Origin of the sequence: Geothrix campi (assembly GCF_024609265.1) — a bacterium.
Taxonomy (GTDB): Bacteria; Acidobacteriota; Holophagae; order Holophagales; family Holophagaceae; genus Geothrix; species Geothrix campi.
On the sequence record NZ_JANHMP010000001.1, the window covers coordinates 830,187 to 851,942 of the forward strand.

General features: G+C 68.9%; 20 protein-coding genes. 5 read left to right on the plus strand and 15 right to left on the minus strand.

Features of this window, described 5'->3' with window-relative positions:
* Positions 1-201 precede the first annotated feature (201 nt).
* The 9 genes from mraY to NOV65_RS03945 all read right to left on the minus strand — a co-directional run bounded on the left by mraY (position 202) and on the right by NOV65_RS03945 (position 9,736).
* On the minus strand, positions 202-1,290 hold the full coding sequence (mraY, locus tag NOV65_RS03905) for a phospho-N-acetylmuramoyl-pentapeptide-transferase (RefSeq protein WP_257304530.1): 1,089 nt from the start codon (positions 1,288-1,290) through the stop codon (positions 202-204).
* Between the two features lie 10 nt (positions 1,291-1,300).
* On the minus strand, positions 1,301-2,680 hold the full coding sequence (locus tag NOV65_RS03910; protein WP_257304533.1) for a UDP-N-acetylmuramoyl-tripeptide--D-alanyl-D-alanine ligase: 1,380 nt from the start codon (positions 2,678-2,680) through the stop codon (positions 1,301-1,303).
* Positions 2,677-3,663: an L-threonylcarbamoyladenylate synthase gene (locus NOV65_RS15535; protein ID WP_257304535.1), complete on the minus strand. Its 987-nt coding sequence runs from the start codon at positions 3,661-3,663 to the stop codon at positions 2,677-2,679. Before NOV65_RS15535 ends, NOV65_RS03910 begins: the two co-directional genes overlap by 4 nt.
* Positions 3,660-5,117, minus strand: coding sequence for a UDP-N-acetylmuramoyl-L-alanyl-D-glutamate--2,6-diaminopimelate ligase (locus tag NOV65_RS03920; protein WP_257304537.1), 1,458 nt, complete (start codon positions 5,115-5,117; stop codon positions 3,660-3,662). Before NOV65_RS03920 ends, NOV65_RS15535 begins: the two co-directional genes overlap by 4 nt.
* Positions 5,114-7,255 carry a penicillin-binding transpeptidase domain-containing protein gene (locus NOV65_RS03925; RefSeq protein ID WP_257304538.1) on the minus strand — a complete coding sequence of 714 codons (2,142 nt, stop codon included), beginning with the start codon at positions 7,253-7,255 and terminating at the stop codon, positions 5,114-5,116. The genes NOV65_RS03920 and NOV65_RS03925 overlap by 4 nt, the downstream gene beginning before the upstream one ends.
* Before the next feature lie 57 nt (positions 7,256-7,312).
* On the minus strand, positions 7,313-7,681 hold the full coding sequence (locus tag NOV65_RS03930) for a hypothetical protein (RefSeq protein ID WP_257304541.1): 369 nt from the start codon (positions 7,679-7,681) through the stop codon (positions 7,313-7,315).
* Positions 7,682-7,692: 11 nt separating this feature from the next.
* Positions 7,693-8,655: a 16S rRNA (cytosine(1402)-N(4))-methyltransferase RsmH gene (gene rsmH / locus NOV65_RS03935; RefSeq protein WP_257304543.1), complete on the minus strand. Its 963-nt coding sequence runs from the start codon at positions 8,653-8,655 to the stop codon at positions 7,693-7,695.
* 2 nt (positions 8,656-8,657) lie between these two features.
* A complete protein-coding gene (locus NOV65_RS03940) occupies positions 8,658-9,143 on the minus strand; it encodes a division/cell wall cluster transcriptional repressor MraZ (RefSeq protein ID WP_257304545.1) in 486 nt (161 codons plus the stop codon).
* Between the two features lie 233 nt (positions 9,144-9,376).
* Positions 9,377-9,736 carry a histidine triad nucleotide-binding protein gene (locus tag NOV65_RS03945; protein ID WP_257304547.1) on the minus strand — a complete coding sequence of 120 codons (360 nt, stop codon included), beginning with the start codon at positions 9,734-9,736 and terminating at the stop codon, positions 9,377-9,379.
* 11 nt (positions 9,737-9,747) lie between these two features.
* Here NOV65_RS03945 and NOV65_RS03950 point away from each other — a divergent pair, with 11 nt between their 5' ends.
* The 4 genes from NOV65_RS03950 to NOV65_RS03965 are packed head-to-tail and all read left to right on the plus strand — an operon-like array spanning position 9,748 to position 13,016.
* Complete coding sequence (locus NOV65_RS03950) at positions 9,748-10,203, plus strand: tRNA (cytidine(34)-2'-O)-methyltransferase (protein ID WP_257304550.1); 456 nt, start codon at positions 9,748-9,750, stop codon at positions 10,201-10,203.
* Positions 10,204-10,223: 20 nt separating this feature from the next.
* A complete protein-coding gene (locus NOV65_RS03955) occupies positions 10,224-10,622 on the plus strand; it encodes a cobalamin B12-binding domain-containing protein (RefSeq protein WP_257304552.1) in 399 nt (132 codons plus the stop codon).
* Complete coding sequence (gene radA, locus NOV65_RS03960) at positions 10,622-11,986, plus strand: DNA repair protein RadA (protein WP_257304554.1); 1,365 nt, start codon at positions 10,622-10,624, stop codon at positions 11,984-11,986. Before NOV65_RS03955 ends, radA begins: the two co-directional genes overlap by 1 nt.
* 49 nt (positions 11,987-12,035) lie before the next feature.
* Complete coding sequence (locus NOV65_RS03965) at positions 12,036-13,016, plus strand: hypothetical protein (protein WP_257304555.1); 981 nt, start codon at positions 12,036-12,038, stop codon at positions 13,014-13,016.
* A gap of 6 nt (positions 13,017-13,022) precedes the next feature.
* Here NOV65_RS03965 and NOV65_RS03970 read toward each other — a convergent pair whose 3' ends face one another.
* Positions 13,023-13,736 (minus strand): hypothetical protein, encoded by a 714-nt coding sequence (locus tag NOV65_RS03970; RefSeq protein ID WP_257304557.1) that lies wholly within the window; start codon positions 13,734-13,736, stop codon positions 13,023-13,025.
* Positions 13,737-13,930: 194 nt separating this feature from the next.
* On the opposite strand from NOV65_RS03970, the gene NOV65_RS03975 reads away from it, so the two are divergent.
* The gene (locus NOV65_RS03975; RefSeq protein ID WP_257304559.1) at positions 13,931-14,755 is read left to right on the plus strand and encodes a class I SAM-dependent methyltransferase; all 825 of its coding nucleotides are present in this window, start codon (positions 13,931-13,933) and stop codon (positions 14,753-14,755) included.
* A gap of 16 nt (positions 14,756-14,771) precedes the next feature.
* Here the strand turns inward: NOV65_RS03975 and NOV65_RS03980 are convergent, their stop codons facing one another.
* The 5 genes from NOV65_RS03980 to ilvD form a co-directional block, all read right to left on the minus strand.
* Complete coding sequence (locus tag NOV65_RS03980) at positions 14,772-16,499, minus strand: NAD(P)H-dependent flavin oxidoreductase (RefSeq protein ID WP_257304561.1); 1,728 nt, start codon at positions 16,497-16,499, stop codon at positions 14,772-14,774.
* A gap of 122 nt (positions 16,500-16,621) precedes the next feature.
* Positions 16,622-17,644 carry a ketol-acid reductoisomerase gene (gene ilvC, locus NOV65_RS03985; RefSeq protein ID WP_257304563.1) on the minus strand — a complete coding sequence of 341 codons (1,023 nt, stop codon included), beginning with the start codon at positions 17,642-17,644 and terminating at the stop codon, positions 16,622-16,624.
* A gap of 36 nt (positions 17,645-17,680) precedes the next feature.
* Complete coding sequence (gene ilvN, locus NOV65_RS03990) at positions 17,681-18,220, minus strand: acetolactate synthase small subunit (protein ID WP_257304565.1); 540 nt, start codon at positions 18,218-18,220, stop codon at positions 17,681-17,683.
* A 10-nt stretch (positions 18,221-18,230) separates the two neighbouring features.
* Complete coding sequence (gene ilvB / locus NOV65_RS03995; protein WP_257304567.1) at positions 18,231-19,961, minus strand: biosynthetic-type acetolactate synthase large subunit; 1,731 nt, start codon at positions 19,959-19,961, stop codon at positions 18,231-18,233.
* Between the two features lie 10 nt (positions 19,962-19,971).
* On the minus strand, positions 19,972-21,660 hold the full coding sequence (ilvD, locus tag NOV65_RS04000) for a dihydroxy-acid dehydratase (RefSeq protein ID WP_257304569.1): 1,689 nt from the start codon (positions 21,658-21,660) through the stop codon (positions 19,972-19,974).
* Positions 21,661-21,756: the final 96 nt, after the last annotated feature.

A 21,756-nucleotide genomic window follows, 5' to 3' on the forward strand; every position in this document is an offset into this window, starting at 1 on the left:
CTTCACCCAGAAAGGGCCTCGGCTTCGGCCGGGGCCCATTTCTTGTGCCAGCAAGCCCGCACCATCCCAGGGACTTCCTGCTTCGTGGCCCCCTCTGGCAGAGGTCGATGGGCCATCCGGGAATGGGAGGCCTAGCGTGCCTGGGGGCGCACGGAGCGGACACCCCAATAAAGGTGGACTCCGAGCAGCTTTATGGAGCTTCTACCGCAGCTTCAGCGAGCTGAGGGCCAAGATTGAGCAGACGATGGCGGTGATCCACATGCGGATCACCACCTTCGTCTCCTGGAGCCCGCCCAGTTCGAGGTGGTGGTGGAACGGGGCCATGCGGAAGATCCGCTTCCCTCCGCGCAGCTTGAAGCTGCCCACCTGGAGGATGACGCTCACCGCCTCCACGACGAAGAGCCCACCAGCGATGACCAGGAGCACTTCCTGCTTGATGACCACGGCGACGGTGCCCAGCGCCCCCCCCAGCCCCAGCGAGCCCGTGTCGCCCATGAACACCTCGGCCGGGTGGGCGTTGAACCAGAGGAAGCCCAGGCAGGCTCCCGCCATGGCGCCCATGAAGACGGAGAGCTCGGCACCGCCGGGTACATGGGGTACCACCAGATAGGCCGCGATCTTCGCGTGGCCCACGATGTAGGCCAGGATGGCGTAGGTAAGGGACACGATGAGGGTGCCGCCGATGGCCAGGCCGTCGAGCCCATCCGTGAGATTGACGGCGTTGCTCGTGCCCACCATCACCAGCCAGATCCAGGGGATGAGGAACACACCCACGTCGGGCCGGAAGTTTTTGAAGAAGGGCATGGAGAGCTGGCTGGTCGCGGTGCCTCTGAGGCCGAAATGCAGGATGAGCCAGGCCACCAGCAGCGAGATGCCCGTGAGCAGGGCCATTTTCTGCCAGCTGGTGAGACCGAGGTTCTGCTTCTTGAGCAGCTTCTGCGCGTCATCAAACGCGCCCACCGTGCCGAAACCCAGGAGCGCCATGAGCGCCACCCAGATGGCACCGCTCTTGAGGTCGCACCAGAGCAGCGTGGAGACCGTGATCACCACCAGGATGAGGATGCCGCCCATGGTGGGCGTCCCGGCCTTCTTATGGTGGTGTTCGGGCCCGACGTCGCGGATGTGCTGGCCCATCTTGAGGGCGGTCAGAGTGCGGATCACCCAGGGCCCCAGCAGCAGGCTCAGCACCATGGCTGTGGCGGCCGCCATCGCCGTCCGGAAGGTGACGTACCGGAAGACCGAGAAGCCCGGAACCGCGTCGCGGAATGGATAGAGAAGCCAAGGCAGCATGACGATCCGATCAAGAATCTGAGGACTGGGAACTGGAGATTGAGGCCTGGAGGAACCACTCCACGACGCGTTCCGCGCGCCAGAACCGGCTGCCCTTCACCAGGATACGGGCACCCGGGGGGATTGCGGAGAGGCCGGCGGCATCCTCGCGGAGGGCCTCGAAATCCGGGAAAACCACCGCCCGCAGGCCGAAGCCCTCAGCGTAATCGTCCGCGAAATCACCGTAGGCCCAGAGGCGCGACAGGCCCAGGGCCTTGAGGGCGGCGCCGGTCTCCCGGTGGATCTGCGAGGCCTCCGAGCCCAGCTCCCGCATGGAGCCCAGCACCGCCACGGCCTCGCCGCCGGGCAATTGAGCCAGGGCCTGCGCGCAGGCCAGGATGGAATCGGGGCTGGCGTTGTAGGTCTCGTCCAGCAACCACCCGCCGCCAGGCAGGGCATGGAGCCGCCCCCGGCCGGGTTCCGGAATCACCACTCCGAGGCCCGCCACCACCTGCTCCGGGTCGTACCCTGCGTGAATGGCGAGGGCCGCCGCCAAGGCGGCGTTGCGGACCTGGTGTTCTCCGGGGAGCTGGATCCGCACGGGGAACTCGCCCTTCGGCGTCCGCATGCGGAAGGTCTCGCCGGAAGCCCCCAGGGATTCGACGGCCTCCCAACCGTAGGCCTGCCCCTCACCCACGGGCAGGGCCTCGGCGTGCTGGGCCCAGGGCTGCTCCGCGATCCAACGGCACCACGGGTCAGAGGCGAGGTGGGCCCAGACACCGCCGGGAACCAGCCCGGCCACCAGCTCGCCCTTGGCTTCGGCGATGCCCTGCTGGCCGTGGGCGAAGTTCTCGGCATGGGCGGTACCCACCAGCGTGACGAGCCCGAAGTCCAGGGGCGCGATCTCCGTGAGGAGGCGGATCTCCCCGGGCGTGCTCATCCCCATCTCCAGCACCGCCGCTCCCAGGCCCTCCGGCAAGGTGGCCAGGGCCTCAGGCAGGCCCAGCGTGTTGTTGCGGTTACCCGGCGTCCTCCACCCCCCCACGGCCGCCGCCAGCAGTTCCTTGGTGCTGGTCTTGCCGACGCTGCCGGTGACCCCGAATACGGCCTTCGGCCGCACCGCCGCCAGCCGGGCCTGGCCCCAGCGTTGGAGGGCCACCTCCGTGTCGGGCACCACGAGCTGTGGACAATCACTGTCTACTGCATGATCCACCAGCAGCGCCACGGCCCCCTTGGCCACCGCCTGGGCGGTGAAGTCGTGTCCGTCCCGCTCGGCCCGCAGGGCCACGAAACACGCACCGGGTTGGATCGTCCGGGTATCCAAAGAGAGGGAGGAAGGCACCACGGCCCCATCGCCCAGGATTTCGCCACCCACCTGGGAGGCAGCCTGAAACAAGGACCAGAGGCTCATGGCTGCTCCTTCGCGGAGGCACGCTGCAACCGGTCGCGGACCGCCAGCCAAGCCTCGCCCTCCGGCGGGCGTTCCATGAAGATACGCTCGAAGCCAGCGTCGTCCAGTTCGTGGAGGAGGGCGTAGAGGCGCGCACCCACCACCTCCGCATCCAGCGGCAGGAGAATGCCGCGGACCCCCTCAGGCAGGGTGGGGAGCGACCCCAGACCCACGTAGGCCACCGCCCCGGAGACGGCACGCACGCCGGTCCCCGGCGCCACCAGCTCAAGCCTCGCCCGGGGTGCGTAGTGGCGCAGGGCCATGCCCGGGGCCGCCTGCACTTCACCGGTCTTCACGGCCCCTTCCCAGAGGTCCACAGGCCCCACCAGGGCCGCCAGCTCTCGCGGTCCGAGGGGGCCAGGACGCAGGATCCGGGGCCGATTCCCCGTCAAATCCAGGATGGTGGATTCAAGGCCTGCTTCCGTGGGACCGGCGTCCAAGATCAAGTCCACCACCTCACCCAGGCTGGAGGCCACATGCTGGGCGAGCGTGGGGGACAGGTGCTGGCTGCGGTTGGCGCTGGGCGCGGCCAGTGGACGACCTGCGGCCCGGATCAAGGCCAGGGCCACAGGATGGTCCGGACAGCGCAGGGCCACCGAGGGGCCGCCCGCACGAACGATGGAAGGCACTCGATCTGAAGCCGGCAGCACCAAGGTCAGCGGGCCGGGCCAGAACCGCTCGGCCAGCACCTGGGCCTCAGCGGGCCAGTGCGACACCAGCCCCCGCGCCGCAGCAACATCGGCCACATGGAGGATCACGGGATTCGTCACAGGCCGCCCCTTGGCCGCATAGATCCGAGCCACGGCCTCGGGGTTCAGGCCGTCGGCGCCCAGGCCGTACACCGTCTCGGTGGGAAACGCGACCAGGCCGCCCAGGGCGAGGACCGCCGCGGCTTCCAGGATGGCCGGATCGTCCGGTCCCGTGACGTGGAGGAGGCGTGTCACTTGGGGCCTCCGAGCGCCACTTCCACGGCGGCGCGATCGCTGTAGGGATGCTTCACGCCATGGATCTCCTGGTAGGGCTCATGGCCCTTCCCCGCCAGCAGCAGCAGGTCGCCGGGGCGACAGTCCGCCAGGGCCTGTCGCACGGATTCACGGCGATCCGCGTTCCGGTGGTAGCGGGCGGCGTCGGTGCGCAGGTCTTCAGGGAGGCCCGGGATGGCGTCATCGAGGATGCGCTCGGGGTCCTCGGTGCGTGGATTGTCGCTGGTGTGCCAGAGCACGTCCGCCCCGGCCGCCACGGCGGCGGCCATGAGGGGACGCTTGGCGCGGTCGCGGTCGCCGCCGCAGCCGAAGAGCACGTGCAGCCGGCCGCCTGGCGGCAGCAGACGCCGACCCTCCGCCAGCAGCTTCTCCAGGGCGTCGGGCGTGTGGGCGTAGTCCACCATCACCCCGAAGGGTTGACCGCAATCCACGCGCTCCAGGCGGCCGGGGGCACCGCTCACCATCCGGGCCGCGGGCACTAGGTGGTCCAGGTCGAAGCCGGCCTCGGCGCAGGCCGCCAGGGCGGCCAGCAGGTTGTAGACGTTGAAGCGTCCGAGCAGGGGACTCTGGACTGCCCAGCTCCCCTGCGCCGAATGCAGCGTGAACCGCGTCCCGGTGGGGCCGAGGTCCAGACCATGGGCGCGGTAGCAGGCGGGGCGATCCACGGCGTAGCTGACATGGCCCTCCCGCTCCAGCAGGCCGCGGCCCCAGGGATCGTCGGCGTTCACCAGGAACCGGTCGCACTGGGCAACCAGCTGGTGCTTGGCCTCGAAATAAGCCTCCAGGGTGCCGTGATAGTCCAGGTGGTCCTGGGTGAGGTTCGTGAAGACCCCCACCCGGAACCGCGCACCGTGGACCCGGCCCAGGCACAGTGCGTGGCTGCTCACCTCCACCGCGGAGGCCCTATCACCAGCCTCCACGCTGCGGTGCAGCCAACGATAGAAGGTCGGGCTCTCCGGGGTGGTGCGGACGGCCTCTTCTTCCAGGTCACCCGCGGCGTTCAGCACCGTGCCCACCAGGCCGCAGCCGATCCCCGCGCCGCGTAGCAGCTGCCGGATGAGGGTGGTGGTCGTGGTCTTGCCGTTGGTCCCGGTGACGCCGATCAGGGCCAGGTGCTCGTCCGGCGCGCCGTGGAGACGGCGGGCCAGTTCGCCCATCCGCAGCCGGGGATCTCCGGTGAACGTACAGGCTGGAATCCATTCTGGCGTCGCCGTGCCGGGCTCCACGATCACCGCGCTGGCGCCTTGCGCCATGGCCTGCGGGATGAAGGCGGCGCCATCGGCCTTCTCGCCCTTGAGGGCCAGGAAAGCCCAGCCGGGGCCGACTTCCCGGCTGTCGCTGGTGAGATCCGCCACTTCGACGTCCGGGCCGGAACGCCGGGTGGCGAAGCCTTCGATGAGTGCATCCAGCTTCATGGCATCCCCGCCTTGATCTTCACCACGGTGCCTGGCTCCAGCGGCGCGCCTGGACTGGGGCTCTGGCCTACCACGTGGGTGGCGGTGACGCCGGGCGCAGCCTCCACTTTCGGATTTCCACCCACCAGCACCACGCGATGGATGGCCGCCTTGAGGCTCAGCCCCTGCAGATCGGGCACGCGGCCGCGTTCCACGTGCAGGGCCGCCTCGTCCGATTCGCTCACGGGCCAGTCCCGCAGGGACAGCTTCAGATCCGCTTCCCGGTCCGGATCAGGGGCGGTCTGCCGGAACCGCAGGATGCCGTCGCCGATGCGCTTGAACAGGGGGGCGGCCACATCACCGCCGGTCGTGTCGCCCGCTGGGTCGTCGAGCATCACCAGCACACCGAACTGGGGCTTGTCCGCCGGGAAGAAGCCCATGAAGGAAGCGTAGTGGCGCTTCGGGTCGTACTGGCCGTCGATGAGCTTGCGGCTGGTGCCCGTCTTGCCGAAAGCCTCCACATCGTTGTCAAGCTTGGCCCGCTTGCCGGTGCCCTGGGTGATCACGCCCTTCAGCGTCTCCTTCATGAGGTTCGCCGTCTCCTCGCTGAGGACCTGGCCGCGCACCGTGGGCTTGAATTCCTTCAGCAGCAGGCCCTTGTCGTTGTAGATGCGCTGCACGAGGATCGGCTGCATGAGCTTGCCGCCGTTGGCCAGGGCGCAGCCGGCCATGAGGATCTGGAGGGGCGTGGTGCTGAGGCCGTAGCCGTACGACATCGTGTACTGCGTGGGCACGCTCCAACGGTCCGGCGCGATGAGGCGCCCGGAGCTCTCCCCGGGGAAGTTCAGACCCGTGGCATCCCCGAAGCCGAACTTCCGCAGGTACTGGTAGTGCACCGCCGGATCGAGGCGGATGCCGATCTTCGCGGCGCCGATGTTGGAGCTCTGCCAGAGCACCTCTTCGAAGGTGAGCAGACCGTGGCGATGGGTGTCCGTGATGGGGGGGATCTTGGGGCTGTAGAGCCAGCGGCCCGACATGCAGTCGATGCGTTCGCCCAGGTGGACTTTGCGTTCCTCCAGGGCGATGGCGGCCGTGAAGATCTTCATGGTGGAACCGGGTTCGTAGACGTCCTCCACCGGATGCACCTTGCGGGCCGCCTTCTGGCGCTCCAGTTCCCGGCGCAGCTCCTCCCGCTCGGCGGAAGAAAGCTCGGACTCGGCACGGTTGCGGAACTTCTTGGGCAGGATGTGATTCGGATCGAAGGTGGGAGTGCCTGCCATGGCCAGGATCTCCCCGGTCCGGGGATCGACCACCACCGCGTAGGCCGTGCGCGGATGGGAGAGGCGCACGCCCTCCTCCAGGGTGTCCTCCACGATGTGCTGGATGGAGGCATCGATGCTGAGCTGCAGCGAGGCCCCGTTCACCGGTACCTGGCTGTAGTTCTCCTGGAGGATGAGCAGCTTGCCGTGGGCATCCTTGGGCGCGATCAGCTCACCCTTCACGCCCACCAGCTGTTTGTCGTAGGTCTGCTCGATGCCCAGCTGGCCGAGCCCGTCGATGTTGGTGAAACCGATGATCTGGGCCGCCAGACTGCCCCGGGGGTAGAACCGGCGGCTCTCGGGCTGGAATTCGATGCCGTCCAGGTTCAGAGCGCGCACCGCGGCGGTCTTGATGGGGGGCAGGTGCCGTTCCAGGTAGACGAAGGTCTTCTTGCGGAGGAGCTTCTCCAGCACCTGGGCCCGGGTCTGCTCCAGGATGGGCGCGAGCTTCACCGCCACCGCCGCGGCGGCCTTGCGGTCCGGCTCGCCCCATTGCCGCTCGTCGCCCTTCCCCGGCTTGTAGTTCGGGTAGAACACGCGGGGATCCACGAAGAGGCTCTCGACCTTGATGGAGATGGCCAGGGGCTCCCCGCGCCGGTCCCGCAGCTCACCCCGGATGGGGGGGATCGGGACGATGGTGGTGTGCTGCTGTTCAGCCCGGGCCCGGTACCTCTGGTGTTCCACCCCTTGCAGCCAGAGCAGCCGCAGCAGGATGAGCAGGGCCCAGAGGGCCATGCCACCCATGATCCAGGGCAGGCGCTGGCTCAGCAGGTCCTGGGGATCCTGCCGGCCCAGCAGGCGGCGGGAGATGCGGGGCTCGGTGGCGAAACGGAGGGACACGGGAAGGCCGGGGCTGGATGGAGCGGTGGCGTGGACTTGGAGCCCACGCTCTATAGCCTACAGCCCATCGGACGAGACCGGACGGAGCTTGGCGAGGCGCTGGTCCTCCGGCGTGAATGGCCGCCGGATCAGGTGCCCCTGTTTGCGGGGTTGCAGGCCGGCCTTCTGGGCGTAGCCCTGGACTTCCTCATCCCGCTGGTACCGGCTGCGCTCCAGCAGGAGCTTGCGCTGCAGTTCCTCTTCCTTGCGGATGCGCTCCTTCAGGTCGCCCATGGCGTAGCTCAGCCGGGTGCTCTGGATCTTCAGGTAGGCGAGGGTGGCCAGAGGCATGGCCAGGGCCAGCACCAGGAGCAGCATGCGCAGGATGCCCTCGCTCTCGACCATGCGGACGGGAGGAGTGGGGCTCGGCAGGGTTCCGGTAGCCATGGGTACCTCGGTCAGGGGAGACGCTCCGCCACGCGCAGGCGGGCGGAACGGGAGGGGGGATTGGCGGCGGCCTCGGCCTCGCTGGGGGCGAGACCACCGGGATGGATGAGCTTGAGGATTCTGGGGAGTTCGGCCGGGGCCGTCCGGCCGGGTCCGTCGTAGATGCCCGCGAGGCGGCGCAGGGTCTGCTTGACGATGCGGTCCTCCAGGCTGTGGAAGCTGATGACCGCGAGGCGTCCGCTGGGGCGGAGGTTGGCCACGGCGGATTCCAGGGCGCCCGACAGATGGTCCAATTCGCCATTCACAGCGATGCGGATGGCCTGGAAGGTGCGGGTGGCGGGATCGCTCTGGCCCTTGCGCTTGGCAGGTTCCCGGGGGATCACGGTGTAGACGGCCTGGGCCAAGTCCTTGGTGGTGGCCAGCCGGCCTTCGCGGTGCGCTCGGAGGATGGCGCGGGCGATGGGCCGGCTGGCACGCTCTTCGCCGTACTGGTAGATCGCGTCGGCCAAGCTTTCGTCGCTCTGTTCCGCGATCCATTCCAGGGCAGTGGGGCCGGAAGTAGTGTCCATGCGCATGTCGAGGGGGCCGTCGTCCCGGAAGCTGAAGCCGCGTTCCGGCGTCCGGAGCTGGAGGGTGGACACGCCCAGATCCGCCAGGATGGCGTCGAAGCCACCCGGGGCGAAATCGGCCTTCCAGGCCAGGAACTGGGCATCACTCCAGATGTCTTCATAGTTCCCCGCCAGGATCTCCAGGCGGATGTCGTCGCCCAGGCGGCGGCGGGCCTGATAGCGGGCCTCGGGATCGCGGTCCACCCCCAGATAGCGGGAGGCCTTGTCGCAGCGGGCCAGCAGGGCTTCCGCGTGGCCGCCGAGGCCCAGAGTGAGATCCAGGACTCGGGCCGCTGGAGGCAGCACGAGGTTGTCCAGCACCTCCTGGAGGAGGACGGGGACATGGGTGGGGGGCTGGGTCGTCATCATCAGATCCCCAGATCCGCGAGCTGAGCCAGATCCTCGGCACCCAGGGGCTCCGCGGCCAGGCGGCGTTCGAAGCCGGCCTTGTTCCACAGGGCGAGGTGATCCATCTGCCCCAGCACGGCGACTTCACCCGTGAGCTGGGCGGCCTCGCGCAGGATGGGCGGGATGACGAAGCGACCCTGGGCATCCGGCTCCACTTCGCTGCCGAAGTAGGCGGTGGTCTCCAGGAACTTGCGCTTGGCGGGGCTGGTGGACGGCAGGGCCGCCAGGCGGGCCTCGATGGCCTCCCAGACCGGCAATGGGTAAAGACGGGCGGAACGGCCGTCCAAAGAAGTCAGGTAGTGCCGCAGGACAGCGGATCCTTCACGCAGGGCTTCGGCCCCCTCGCCCTGGGCGAAGGATTCGAGCTCGGCCTTGAAGGAAGAGGGGAGCTTCAGTCGTCCCTTCTCATCTACCGTGGCCGGTGAGTTTCCGCGGAGTCGCAGCACCGGTATCGCCTTTCAACCAGTGGCTCAGGAGAGACTTTGGAGATCGAGGTGAGACCACTTTGATCCACTTCAACCCACTTTTCTCCACTGAGAACCACTTCAAAGTCTAGAAAGGTGCGGGAATGCAACAAGTGAAAATAAAAGCGAAAAAGACACGCAACTTTGCGTGTCTTCATCAAATGGAATTGAAATTTCCGTGAGTTTCTAGACCAGGGCCAAGGGCGGCCGCTTCGCTAGAGGCAGAGCTTCCCCCCCAGGGGCTTGCCACCCAGGAGATGGAAATGGAGGTGGTAGACGGTCTGCCCGGAATCCGGCCCGCTGTTGCTCAGGAGGCGCCAACCGCTGGCGTCGACTCCGTGTTCATGGGCGAGGCGGGCGGCCAGCTGCGGAAGGCGGCCCACGGCCTCGGCGATGCCGGGCGTCATGTCTGCCAACCCCTCGCAGTGGGCCTTGGGGATGAGCAGCAGGTGCACGGGCGCCTGCGGAAAGATGTCCTTGAAAGCGAGCAGGCTGTCATCTTCGTACACTAGGGCGGCGGGGATCTCCTTCCGCGCGATCTTGCAGAACAGGCATCCGCTCGTAGTGGCGCTCATCAGGACCCCCCATGTTCCACATCATCTTGCATCAACCCGAGATTCCACAGAACACCGGAAGCATCGGCCGCCTTTGCGTGAACAACGGGGCGAAACTCCACCTGATCCATCCCCTGGGCTTCGACACCAGCGACTACTACCTGCGGCGCGCGGGCCTCGACTACTGGGAGAAGCTGGAGCCCACCCACTATGAGAGCTGGGAGGATTTCCTGGTCCGCAACCCGACGATGCGCCTGTGGTTCTTCACGACCAAGGGTGCCCGCCGCCATACCCAGGTGCCCTGGGCCTTCGGCGATGGCCTGGTCTTCGGCCGCGAGACCGTGGGCCTGCCTGATGACCTCCTGGCGGCCTACAGCGACCACCTGGTGCGCATCCCCATGCTGGGCGACCACCACCGCAGCCTGAACCTGGCCCAGGCCGCGGCCATTGGCCTTTACGAGGCGCTGCGGCAGACTGAGAACTGGTAACCCCATCTACCGGAGTCCCCATGAGCCAGGCCCCCATCCGCGTCGTCATCGCCAAGCCCGGGCTCGATGGGCACGACCGGGGCGCCAAGGTCGTGGCCCGGGCCCTGCGCGATGCCGGCATGGAGGTCATCTACACGGGTCTGCGCCAGACGCCCCAGCAGATCGTGGCCGCCGTGGTGCAGGAGGATGCCCGGGTGCTGGGCATGAGCATCCTCAGCGGCGCCCACAACCAGATCTTCCCCGAGGTGATGCGGCTGCTGAAGGAACAAGGCGCGGATGACGTGCTGGTCTTCGCCGGCGGCATCATCCCCGACGAGGACATCCCCGAGCTCAAGGCACTGGGCATCTGCGAGATCTTCCAGCCCGGCACGAACACCGATGACATCGTGGCCTTCATCCGCCGCGAGATCTCCGCCTGATGGCCAAGACCTCACCCCTGTTCGAGTGCACCGCCTGCGGCGCCCGCCATCCCAAGGCCATGGGCAAGTGCACGGGCTGTGGCGCCTGGGATACCGTCCAGGAGGTGCGCGGAACGCTGAAGCGCGATCTCCAGCGCTCCGGCTCCGCCTATGCGCAAAGCCACTACTCGGGCCCCATCGCCCTGCCCGATGTGGATGTGACCGACACGCAGCGCAGCCCCACGGGCCTCGTCGAACTTGACCGCGTCCTGGGCGGCGGCGTGGTTCCCGGCATGGTCGCCTTGTTGGGTGGCGAACCCGGCATCGGCAAGTCCACCCTGCTGCTCCAGTGGGCCGCCACCACCCAGGGCACGGTCCTCTACGCCAGCGGTGAGGAGAGCGAGCGCCAGATCAAGCTGCGGGCCCAGCGCCTGGGTGCTGAAAACCCGGGCATCCACCTGCTGGCGGAAACGGACGTGCGCCGCATCCTCGAGGAAGCCGAGCGCATGCAGCCCGGCCTGCTGCTGGTGGACAGCATCCAGACCCTCTTCGACCCCGATTTCGAAAGCAGCGCCGGCAGCGTGAGCCAGGTGCGGGGCTGCGCCGCCATGCTCACCCGCTGGGCCAAGACCACGGGCACGCCCCTGGTGCTGGTGGGCCACGTCACCAAGGACGGCAGCCTGGCGGGCCCGAAGGTCCTGGAGCATCTGGTGGACACGGTGCTGGCCTTCGAAGGCGACCGCCACCATCACCATCGCCTGCTACGGGCCCTCAAGAACCGCTTCGGCGCCGCCTTCGAGCTGGGGGTCTTCGCCATGACCGAGAAAGGCCTGGTGCCGGCGGAGGGCAATCCCTTCTTCCTGGATGCCGAACCGAGGCCCGGTTGCGCCGCCACCGTGGTACTCAGCGGGACGCGCCCGATGGTGGTCGAGATCCAGGCGCTCGTCGCCGCCGCTGGCCTGGGCATCCCCCGCCGCACGGCCCTGGGCATCGACGGGCAGCGGCTGGCCATGCTCTGCGCCGTGGCCGAGCGCCGCGGCGGCGTGCAGCTCCACGACCGGGACATCTACATGAACGTGGCCGGAGGCCTGGAAATCGAGGATCCCGCCGCGGACCTCGCCGTGATCGCCGCCCTCTGCAGCAGCGCGGGCGGCCGCCTCCTGGCCGAGAAGTGCCTCTTCATGGGCGAAGTGGGCCTCACCGGCGAAGTCCGCCCCGTGGCCCAGCTTCCCCTGCGACTCCAGGAAGGTGCCCGCCTGGGCTTCGCCGCCGCCGCCGTGCCCCGCCTCGGTCTGGAAGGGAAAAGCCCCCTCGACCTCTTCCCAGAGACCAGCGTTGAACGCTTGCGGGGGAAAGCCTGGTTGAAGGGGGTTGTGGAGGAATGACCGGGATCCTTGGGGTGCCAGGCCATCCATTCCGCCCTATGATCGCCCAATGACCTGGAGACCCCTTCCCCGGGTGGACACGGATGCCCGTGCCCTGCCCCTCGATCCCCGCCAGGGCTACCTGTTGTCGCGCCTGGATGGAACCCTGGACCTGCCCACCCTCGCGGCGCTCACCGGCCTGGATGAAGGTGAGCTGGTTGGGATGCTGCGCGAGCTGGTGGCCATGGGCGCCGTGGCTGCGGAGGAACCCGCCGTCCCGGTGGTGCCGCCCCCGGCCACCGAGCCCGGTGCTGAAGAAAGCGAACCCGAGGGGGAGGCTCTGGAGGAGGATGCCCCCCTCGCCGCCGCCCGGGCGGCGACCCACCGCCAGCTCTTCGAGCACCAGCTCCACGCCCGTCCGGTGGATGAGCGCGTGGCCCGGGCCCGGACCGCGGTGGAGCCCGAGCTGAGCGCCTGGTGTTTCGATCCCATGGCGGAAGTGATCCGCGCCGTGCTGGAGAACCCGCGGGTGGGCCCCCTCCACGCGCGCCTCATCGCCGCCCATCACCGTACGGCTGCAGGCCTGGAGGCCCTGGGCGGCCGCACCGGCTTCACGAACGACCTGGGGGTTCGCCGCGCGCTGCTCCAGAACCCCCTCCTTCCGACGGGGCTCTACCGCCGGCTCTGGTCCCCCCGGCGCCTCCTGGAACAGTACCTGGTGGCCATCTCTCGCGATGCGCCGGAGCAGGTCCGCGCCATGGCCCGCGACCTCCTCCGCGCCAGCTTCACCCAGCGCACGGGCGAGGAGAAAGCCGAGCTCATCTTCACCACCGAGGGCCGCTGCCTGGCCAGCCTGGTGGGCCTCACGCTGGACGGCCACGCCACCGCCCTGCTCTGCCGCCGCACCTACGTCTCCACCCTGCTCATCCAGAACCTGGGCCGCTGGAGCGCCACGCCGCCCCAGCTCATCGCCCACCTGCGCCGCCAGGACACCGTGAAGCGCAATGCGCCCCTGCGGCAGCTGCTGGAGCGGCATCCGAACGCCAGCTGAGCGGGGCTAGCGCGTCACCCAGGTGGCGAAGGTCATCCAGAGCCCGGTACCTGCAAGGGCCAGGCGCAGCCAATGCGACAGGATGACGAAGAGCCCGCCCCACAGGAAGGCGGGGTGCAGACGGCCCGTGCGGCGACGATCGTAGATCGCGCAACCGATCACCGCGAGGTCTGTCAGGCCGAAATAGGCCAGGGGTCCGGCCTTGGCGATGGCGTCGAGGGGAATCCTCGCGATGGCTGCCGCGAGGATTCCCACACAGGAGAGCAGCATGAGCCGCTTGTGGTAGTCCCCCCGGGCCCGAAGGCCGAGCCCCGCGCCCACCATGGTTCCGAACACCACCATGTCACCCAGGGGCACCACCAGGAAGATGAGGGGCGGCGGCCCCGGGGAGCGTCCCGCCCGCGCGGCCAAGATGGCCGTCACCGTACCGACCACCAGAACCGCCGTCGCGAGAAAGGCACCGAGCAGGCCGAGCTGCCGGTGCAGGTCCAGCCGGCGGACCGCCACCAGCCGCGTCTGCACCACGAACAGGCCGAACCAGAGGCTCATCACCAGCCCGTGCAGGTGCAGCAGGGGTGACAGGGTGGGCGTGCCGAAGACCGCCTTGAGGTAGTAGGTCTTCGCGAAGCCGAGGACCACGATGGCCGCCACCGCCCAGGCCGCGATGGTGTAGAGGCGGTGCGGGGGTGCGAGCGCGATGGAGCGCGAATCGGTGGCCATGTCCGTCCTCCGGGATGGGGTCCAGTGACTGAGTTGCTTCGGGAGTGATCCATTCAAACTAAGCCCATGAGACACAAAATCAATTGTAAATTAACGTTATTATTTTTTATCGTGAAATCAATCATGCAAGCCCGCTCCCTGGGGATTCCCGCCCCCTCCGCTAGACTGGCGTCATGACAGGCATGGAGGCAGGGGTGGCCGGATCAGGTGAGCGCGACTACGTCCTCGGGACCCACCGGGAGGAAATCGAACGGTTGGGGCTCCAGCACCGGGTCTGGCGCCCGCATGTGCTGGAATGCTGGCGCCGGGCCGGGATCACCACGGGTTCACGCGTATTGGACGTGGGTGCGGGACCGGGCTACGCCACCGTCGATCTGGCGGAGATCGTGGGGCCCACCGGGGAGATCCACGCCGCTGAGCGCTCCAGCAACTTCATCCAGCATGCCCGGGAGACCTGCACGGCCAGGGGCTTGTCGAACGTGCGCTTCCACGAGCAGGACCTCATGGCTGGCCCGGTGGACGTGCAGGGCATGGATGCCACCTGGTGCCGCTGGGTGGCCTCCTTCGTGTCGGATCCCGCGAAACTGGTGGCCACCGTGGCCCGGGCGCTGCGGCCCGGCGGCGTGGCCATCTTCCACGAGTACCTCGACTACCGGACCTGGCGCCTGGCGCCCCCCTGCCCGCCCCTGGAGTCGTTCGTAGCGGAGGTCATGGCCAGCTGGCGTGCCTCTGGCGGCGAGCCGGACGTGGCGCTCTCCCTGCCCACCCTGCTCGAGGCGGCCGGCCTCACGGTGAAACACCTCGAGCCGAAAGTCTTCGTCATTCCGCCCAGCGACTTCATCTGGAAGTGGCCCTCGGAATTCGTGGAGATCAACCTCCAGCGCCTGCTCGAGCTGGGCCGTGTGGACAAGGCCTGGACGAACGCCGTCCGCACCGCCCTGCGCGACGCCGCTGCCGACCCCAGGACCCTGATGATCACGCCCATGGTCCTGGAGATCGTGGCCGAGCGGCGAAGCTAGGCGCCCAGCGAAGTGTCTAAGCGTAGACCCGCTGCAGCCCCGGATCCTGGGTCAGCTCCTCGATGAGGTCGCGGACGCTGATGAGGTCGCGGAGCTTGGCGCCGTTGCTGCCGGTGAAGAAGAGGCCGTTCTCCTGGTCGCCCTTCATGGCATCGGCCAGGCGGTCGGCGATGCAGTAGCCCACCGCGGCGGCGCCCTTGCCGTGACCACAGGGCGAGAGGCAATTGCTGACGCAGCGGATCTGGGGCGCGGTGCCGGCCTCGATGCGCGCCTGCAGGGAGGTGCGCACGCCGCGGGCCGGCAGGCCCACGGGGGACTTCATGAGGCCGATGTCCTCAGCCTTGGCGCGGAGGATGACCTCCTTGAAGATCGGCGAGGCGTCGCACTCGAAGGTGCCGATGAAGCGGGTGCCCATCTGCACGCCGGAGGCGCCCAGGGTCAGGAACTTCTGGATGTCCGCATGGTCCCAGACGCCGCCCGCGACCAGGACGGGGAAGTCGCCCCACTTGTCCCGCTCCGCGATGACCTCGGGCAGGATGTTCTCCAGGGTATGGGCCGGATCGGCACAGCCTTCGTGGCTGAACCCCTGGTGGCCGCCGCTTTCGGGGCCTTCCAGCACCACGGCGTCCGGCAGGCGGTTGTACTTCCGCTGCCACTGCTTGCAGATGACGTTGAGGGCCCGGCCCGAGGACACGATGGGCACCAGGGCCACGTCCGCGTCGCCCACCATGCCCGGCAGGCCCAGAGGCAGACCCGCACCCGACACGATCATCTGGGCGCCGCCCGCGAGGGAGGCCTTCACGGCGGCTTCGTAGCCCTCGATGGCGCAGAGGATGTTCACGCCCACGGCGCCGCGGCCGGCGGAGCGCTCCCGGGCCTCGCGGATGATCCACTCCAGGGCCTTGGGCGGGTTCAACGAATCGGAGCCGTCAGGGCGGCCCAGACGCATCTTCGGATTGGCCGAGCCGTGATAGCCCGTGCCGATGGCCGAGACCAGGCCCACGCAGCCCTCGTGGGCCACGGCGCCGGCAAGGCCTTCCCAGGAGATGCCCACGCCCATGCCGCCCTGCTGGATGGGATAGGCCAGGTCGAGGTTGCGGATGCGCAGGCGCGGCAGCGTGCAGGCACCCTTGCGCACCAGGGCCTGGGCCATGGAATCCAGGCCCGCCATGAGGCGCGACCGGAAGGCTGCCAGCGGCGACGCATCCAGCATCGAGGGCGTGCGGGGCTGGAGGCCGAAGGCACCGTCGGCCATGGCTTGTCTCGCCTCGGCTTCGGTATCGGCCGTGGCCATCACAGGGAGGCCCAGGGAACGGAGAGCCGCGACCAGGCCCGGCCGGGCCAGCAGAGCGGAAGCGCCGCCGGCCTTCGCCTGGGCAGCTTCCTCTGCGTTCTGGACGGCCACGATGCGGGGCAGGTTGGCATGGCGCAGCATGGTGAGAGAGGGTGGCAACTCCGCCGTGTGCAACAGGAAGGCCACGCCGGCTTCGCGGGCCGCGGCCATGACGGCGTCTGCACTATCGCGGAGGCCGCGCAGATCCAGCCCGATCTTGCCGCCCTCGCGCATGGAGGCTCTCAGTTCGTGCAGTCGTTCCCGGAGCTTGGCGGTATCGGGAAAGGCTTCAGTGCGGGGCAAGGCCCAGCCGCCGGCCCGGAGGAAGGCGGCCTGGAAATCCAGCGAACCGGGCGCCTGCCAGCCCTGGAGGGTGGGCAGGGACGCGGTGTTGAAGAAAGACTCGGACATGCATGGCTCCGGGGGAGCGGAAAAGGCTTATCTCCCAAGGACTATTGTGAGGCCAATCCCCCTGTGACGGGGTTCAACCTTCTACCTGGAGTCAAAAGCCTTATCCACTCCCCCGGATTCTCCTAGCCGCGCTCCGTCTGGGCCGGCGCTGGGGCCTCCACGGGGTCGAGGAAGGGCATCATGCGGCGCAATTCACGCCCCACCTGCTCAAGGGGGTGGTCGTGATCCGCAGCCCGCTGGGCCTCGAACCACTTGCGGCCCGTGCGGTTCTCCTCGATCCAGGCCTTGGCGTACCGGCCGTCCTGGATCTCCTTGAGGATCTCCCTCATTTCCGCCTTGGTCTGGTCTGTCACGATGCGGGGGCCGCCGGTGTAGTCGCCGTACTCGGCCGTATCGCTGATGCTGTAGCGCATGTAGCTGAGGCCGCCCCGCTGCATCAGGTCCACGATGAGCTTCAGCTCATGCAGGCACTCGAAGTAGGCGATCTCAGGCTGGTAGCCGGCTTCCACCAGCGTCTCGAAGCCGGCCTTCACCAGGGCGCTGGTGCCGCCGCAGAGCACGGCCTTCTCCCCGAAGAGATCGGTTTCGGTTTCTTCCGTAAACGTCGTTTCCAGGACGCCTGCCCGAGTCAGGCCAAGGGCCGCCGCATAGGACAGGGCCACCGCCTGGGCCTGTCCGCTGGCGTCCTGGTGGACGGCCACCAGGGCCGGCGTGCCGCCGCCTTCGACGAAGACTTCGCGGACGCGGTGGCCGGGGCTCTTGGGCGCCACCAGGCTCACATCCACGCCCGCGGGGGGCTTGATGAGGCCGTACCGGATGTTGAAGCCGTGGGCGAACATCAGGGTCTTGCCCGGCGTCAGGTGCGGCTCGATGGCCTCGTGGTAGAGGGCCGCCTGGCCCGTATCCGGGGTGAGCACCATGATCACGTCCGCCCAGGCCGCGGCCTCGGCGGGTGTGGTGACGGTGAGACCCTGGGCCTCGGCCTTGGCGCGGGAGGCGGACGTCGCCGGCAGGCCCACGCGGACATGCACGCCGCTGTCCTTGAGGTTGAGCGCGTGGGCGTGGCCCTGGGAGCCGTAGCCCAGGATGGCGACCTTGCGGGCGCGGATGAGGCCGAGGTCGGCGTCGTAGTGGATCTTGGCCATGGGAGGCTCCTTGTGGGGTGATCGGAAGGTGGAAGGTCAGACGGACATGGCCTGGTTGCTGGCCGGTAGGGGGGCTGCGGCGGGTCGCTCTGGCGAAGCGCGCGGGCCGCGGGCCATGGCGACGGCCCCGGTGCGGCCCAGTTCGAGGATTCCGTAGGGGCGCAGCGCATCCACCAGGGCATCGATCTTGTCGGGGCCACCGGCGCACTCGATGGCGAGACTGTCTCCCGCGATGTCCACCACGTTGGCGCGGAAGACCTGGGCCAGCTGGAGGATCTCGGAACGGACATCGAGTCCCGCCGCCACCCGGATGAGGGCCAGGTCCCGCACCACCTTCGGACGGTCGCCCAGCTGCTGGACCTCGAGGACGTTCACCTGCTTCCGCAAGTGCTCCACCGCCAGCCGGACGGTGGCCTCCTCCGCGTCCACGACGATGGTCATGCGGGACTGGCGGGGCCGCTCCGTGGGGCCCACGGTGAGGGAGTGGATGTTGAACCCCCGGCGGCGGAACAGGGAGGCCACCCGCGTCAGCACGCCCGGTTCATCGTCGGTGTAGACCACAAGCACATGGGGCATGGCAATCCTTTCAGACGGGGTCGGACCCAGTTTCGGCGATGGCGCTGGCAGCGGGCCGCCGGATCATCTCGTGCAGCGCGGCACCGGCGGGGACCATGGGGTAGACGCTGTCCTCCTGCTCCACCCGGAATTCGATGAGGGCTGTGCCCGGCTCCGCCCGGGCGGCAGCCACGGCCTCGGCCAGGGCCGCCCGCGTATCCACGCACTGGCCATGGATGCCAAAGGCGCCGGCCAGCTTCACGAAGTCCGGCGACAGGATGGGCGTGGCGGCATAGCGCCCCTCGTAGAACAGCGCCTGCCACTGGCGGACCATGCCGAGGAAGCCGTTGTTGATGATGGCGATGTTCACCTTCACGCCCTCCTGCACGGCGGTCATCAGCTCGGCGAAGGTCATCTGGAAGCCACCATCGCCGGCCACCACCCAGACCTCGGCCTCGGGTCGGGCGATCTTCGCCCCGATGCCCGCAGGCAGCGCGAAACCCATGGTCCCGGCGCCTCCGCTGGTGATGAGGCTGCGCTCCGCGTCGTGATGGTAGTACTGGGCCTCCCACATCTGGTGCTGGCCCACGTCCGTGGCCACCACTGCCTGGCCGTCAGTGAGGCGCCAGAGGTCGTGCATCACATGGGCGGCGTAGAGGTGGCCGTCGTCCGGCAGATTCTTGATGTCCCGGACGGCGGAATCGCCGCGCCACTCCCGGATCGTCCCCAGCCAGGCAGAGCGGTCCGCCACCGGGACGCCGGGCAGCAGCGCCTGCAGGGTGCTGCGCAGGTCACCGGCGATGGCCACGTCTACCGGCACGTTCTTCCCCAGTTCGCTGGCGTCGATGTCGATGTGGATCTTCTTCGCGTGGGGGGCGTACTCCTTGAGCTTGCCGGTCACGCGGTCATCGAAGCGCATGCCCAGAGCCAGCAGGAGGTCCGCCTCCTGGATGGCTTTGTTGACCCAGGACTCGCCGTGCATGCCCATCATGCCGAGGCTGAGGGGATGCGTGGCGGGCACCGCGCCCAGACCCAGCAGCGTCAGGGCGAAGGGGATGTCCGCCCGTTCGGCCAGGGTGAGCACCTCGGTCCGGGCGCCGGACAGCTGGATGCCGTGGCCCGCCAGGATGAGGGGGCGCTTGGCGGAGCGGATCAACTCCAGGGCGCGGGCCAGGGCCGCGGGATCCAGGGGCGGAGGAAGGTGGCGGAGGTGGCGGATGGGCTCCGCCGCCTCCCAGTCCAGCTCCGCTCGCCCCTGCTGGGCGTCCTTGGTGATGTCCACCAGCACGGGGCCAGGGCGGCCGCTCTTCGCGACGGCGAAGGCCTCCCGCAGGGCTGGCACGATGTCCGCGGCCCGGGTGACCAGGTAGTTGTGCTTGGTGACGGGCAGCGTGATGCCCGTGATGTCCACTTCCTGGAAGGCGTCGGTGCCCAGCACGCCGGAACCCACCTGCCCCGTGATGGCCACCAGCGGCGTGGAATCCATCATGGCCGTGGCCAGGCCCGTCACCAGGTTCGTGGCGCCGGGCCCCGAGGTGGCCACCACCACGCCCACGCGGCCCGAGGCCCGGGCGTAGCCGTCGGCCATGTGCACGGCGCTCTGCTCGTGACGCACCAGCACATGCCGGATGTCGAAACCCACCATCGCGTCATAGGCGGGGAGGATGGCTCCCCCCGGGTAGCCGAAGACGGTGGTGACGCCTTCCCGTGTCAGGCATTCCCAGATGAGCTGGGCTCCCGTATACGATCCGCTCTGAGTCACGGTTCCTCCTTCACTGGGCCAAGGTGATGGCACCCTCGGCCGCGCTGGCGACCGTGGCGGCGTACTTGGCGAAGACGCCGGTCTTGTACCGCGGCACGGGGGCCTTCCACTCGACCCGGCGCTTCGCCAGTTCCGCCTCCGGCACCTTCAGATCGAGGCGCCGGGAGGGGATGTCGAAGACCACCGTGTCGCCCTCCCGTACCAGCGCGATGGGGCCGCCCACGGCCGCTTCCGGGGCCACGTGACCCGCCATCAGGCCCCGGGTGGCACCCGAGAAGCGGCCGTCGGTGAGGAGCGCGACGGATTCGCCGAGCCCGGCGCCCACCAGGGCCGCGGTGACGCCCAACATCTCGCGCATGCCCGGTCCACCCTTGGGGCCTTCGTAACGGATCACCACCACGTCGCCGGGGTCGATGCGGCCCGCCTGCACGGCGGCGAAGGCGTCCTCCTCATGCTCGAAGACGCGGGCGGGGCCGGTGTGGTGCAGGCGTTCGTGGCCCGCCACCTTGATGACACAGCCTTCCGGCGCGAGGCTGCCCCGCAGGATCACCAGGCCTCCGCTGGTCTTCAAGGGGCGGTCGAGGGGCCGGACCACCTCCTGCCCGGGCGTCTCCGGCGCGCCGGCCAGTTCCTCGGCCAGGGTGCGGCCGGTCACGGTCAGGGCCGCGCCGTGGATGTGGCCACCCTCCAGCAGGCGGTTCGCCACGAGGCGGATGCCCCCGGCAGCGTACAGGTCCGGCGCCATGAACCGCCCACCGGGCTTCATGTCCGCCAGCAGGGGCGTGCGGGCGCTGACGCGGTCGAAGTCCTCGAGGGTGAAGGGCACGCCCGCCTCCCGGGCCAGGGCCAGGTAGTGCAGCACGGCGTTGGTGGAGCCGCCCGTGGCGGCCACGGCAGCCACCGCGTTCTCGAAGGCCTCCCGCGTCAGGATGGCGCTAGGGCGCAGGTCTCGCTTCAGCAGTTCCATCACCAGGCGGCCGCAGGTCTCGGCGGCCTCGCCCTTGCGGGGATCCTCGGCGGGAATGCCGTTGAGGCCCATGGGGCTCAGGCCGATCAGCTCCAGGCTGGCGGACATGGTGTTGGCCGTGAACTGGCCGCCGCAGGCCCCGGCACCGGGACAGGCCGCATCCTCCACCTCCTTCAGGCCCGCGTCGTCCAGGCGACCGGCGCTGTGGGCGCCCACGGCCTCGAAGACGTCCTGCACCGTGAGGTCCTTGCCGCCGCAGTGCCCTGAGGCCGTGGAGCCGCCGTAGAGGATCAGGCCCGGGATGTCCAGGCGGGCCAGGGCCATGGCCACGCCGGGGTTGGTCTTGTCGCAGCCCGAGAGGCAAACCATCCCGTCGAAGGCGTTGCCCCGGGCCACCAGCTCGATGGAATCGGCGATGACCTCGCGGCTCACAAGGGAGGCCTTCATGCCCTCGGTGCCCATGGTGATGCCGTCGCTGATGGAGACGGTGCAGAACTCCATGGGCGTGCCCCCGGCGGCCCGGACGCCCGCCTTCACGCGTTCCGCCAACTCCCGCAGGTGATAGTTGCAGGGGCCGATCTCGGTCCAGGTGTTCGCGATGCCGATGATGGGCTTGGCCAGATCCTCGTCCGTGAAGCCGATGGCCTTGAGCATGGCCCGGGCGGGAGCGCGGTTGGGGCCCTGGGTGATGGCCCGGCTGCGGGCATTGAGCGGCTGTCCTGGGACTGTCATGGTCTTCCTCTGTGGAAGGCCGCCGACCTCGGAATGGCAGAACCGATGTGAAAAGGCCCCGCATCCTTCGAGGTGCGGGGCCGGTTTCGGTTGGTT

Coding starts and splice junctions, on each gene's coding strand:
- NOV65_RS03930 (WP_257304541.1), bottom strand. CDS start 7,681: ATGGCTACCGGAACCCTGCCGAGCCCCACTCCTCCCGTCCGCATGGTC.
- NOV65_RS03910 (WP_257304533.1), bottom strand. CDS start 2,680: ATGAGCCTCTGGTCCTTGTTTCAGGCTGCCTCCCAGGTGGGTGGCGAA.
- mraY (WP_257304530.1), bottom strand. CDS start 1,290: ATGCTGCCTTGGCTTCTCTATCCATTCCGCGACGCGGTTCCGGGCTTC.
- NOV65_RS03965 (WP_257304555.1), top strand. CDS start 12,036: ATGACCTGGAGACCCCTTCCCCGGGTGGACACGGATGCCCGTGCCCTG.
- NOV65_RS03920 (WP_257304537.1), bottom strand. CDS start 5,117: ATGAAGCTGGATGCACTCATCGAAGGCTTCGCCACCCGGCGTTCCGGC.
- NOV65_RS03950 (WP_257304550.1), top strand. CDS start 9,748: ATGTTCCACATCATCTTGCATCAACCCGAGATTCCACAGAACACCGGA.
- NOV65_RS03970 (WP_257304557.1), bottom strand. CDS start 13,736: ATGGCCACCGATTCGCGCTCCATCGCGCTCGCACCCCCGCACCGCCTC.
- radA (WP_257304554.1), top strand. CDS start 10,622: ATGGCCAAGACCTCACCCCTGTTCGAGTGCACCGCCTGCGGCGCCCGC.
- ilvD (WP_257304569.1), bottom strand. CDS start 21,660: ATGACAGTCCCAGGACAGCCGCTCAATGCCCGCAGCCGGGCCATCACC.
- ilvC (WP_257304563.1), bottom strand. CDS start 17,644: ATGGCCAAGATCCACTACGACGCCGACCTCGGCCTCATCCGCGCCCGC.
- rsmH (WP_257304543.1), bottom strand. CDS start 8,655: ATGACGACCCAGCCCCCCACCCATGTCCCCGTCCTCCTCCAGGAGGTG.
- NOV65_RS03945 (WP_257304547.1), bottom strand. CDS start 9,736: ATGAGCGCCACTACGAGCGGATGCCTGTTCTGCAAGATCGCGCGGAAG.
- NOV65_RS03980 (WP_257304561.1), bottom strand. CDS start 16,499: ATGTCCGAGTCTTTCTTCAACACCGCGTCCCTGCCCACCCTCCAGGGC.
- ilvN (WP_257304565.1), bottom strand. CDS start 18,220: ATGCCCCATGTGCTTGTGGTCTACACCGACGATGAACCGGGCGTGCTG.
- NOV65_RS03955 (WP_257304552.1), top strand. CDS start 10,224: ATGAGCCAGGCCCCCATCCGCGTCGTCATCGCCAAGCCCGGGCTCGAT.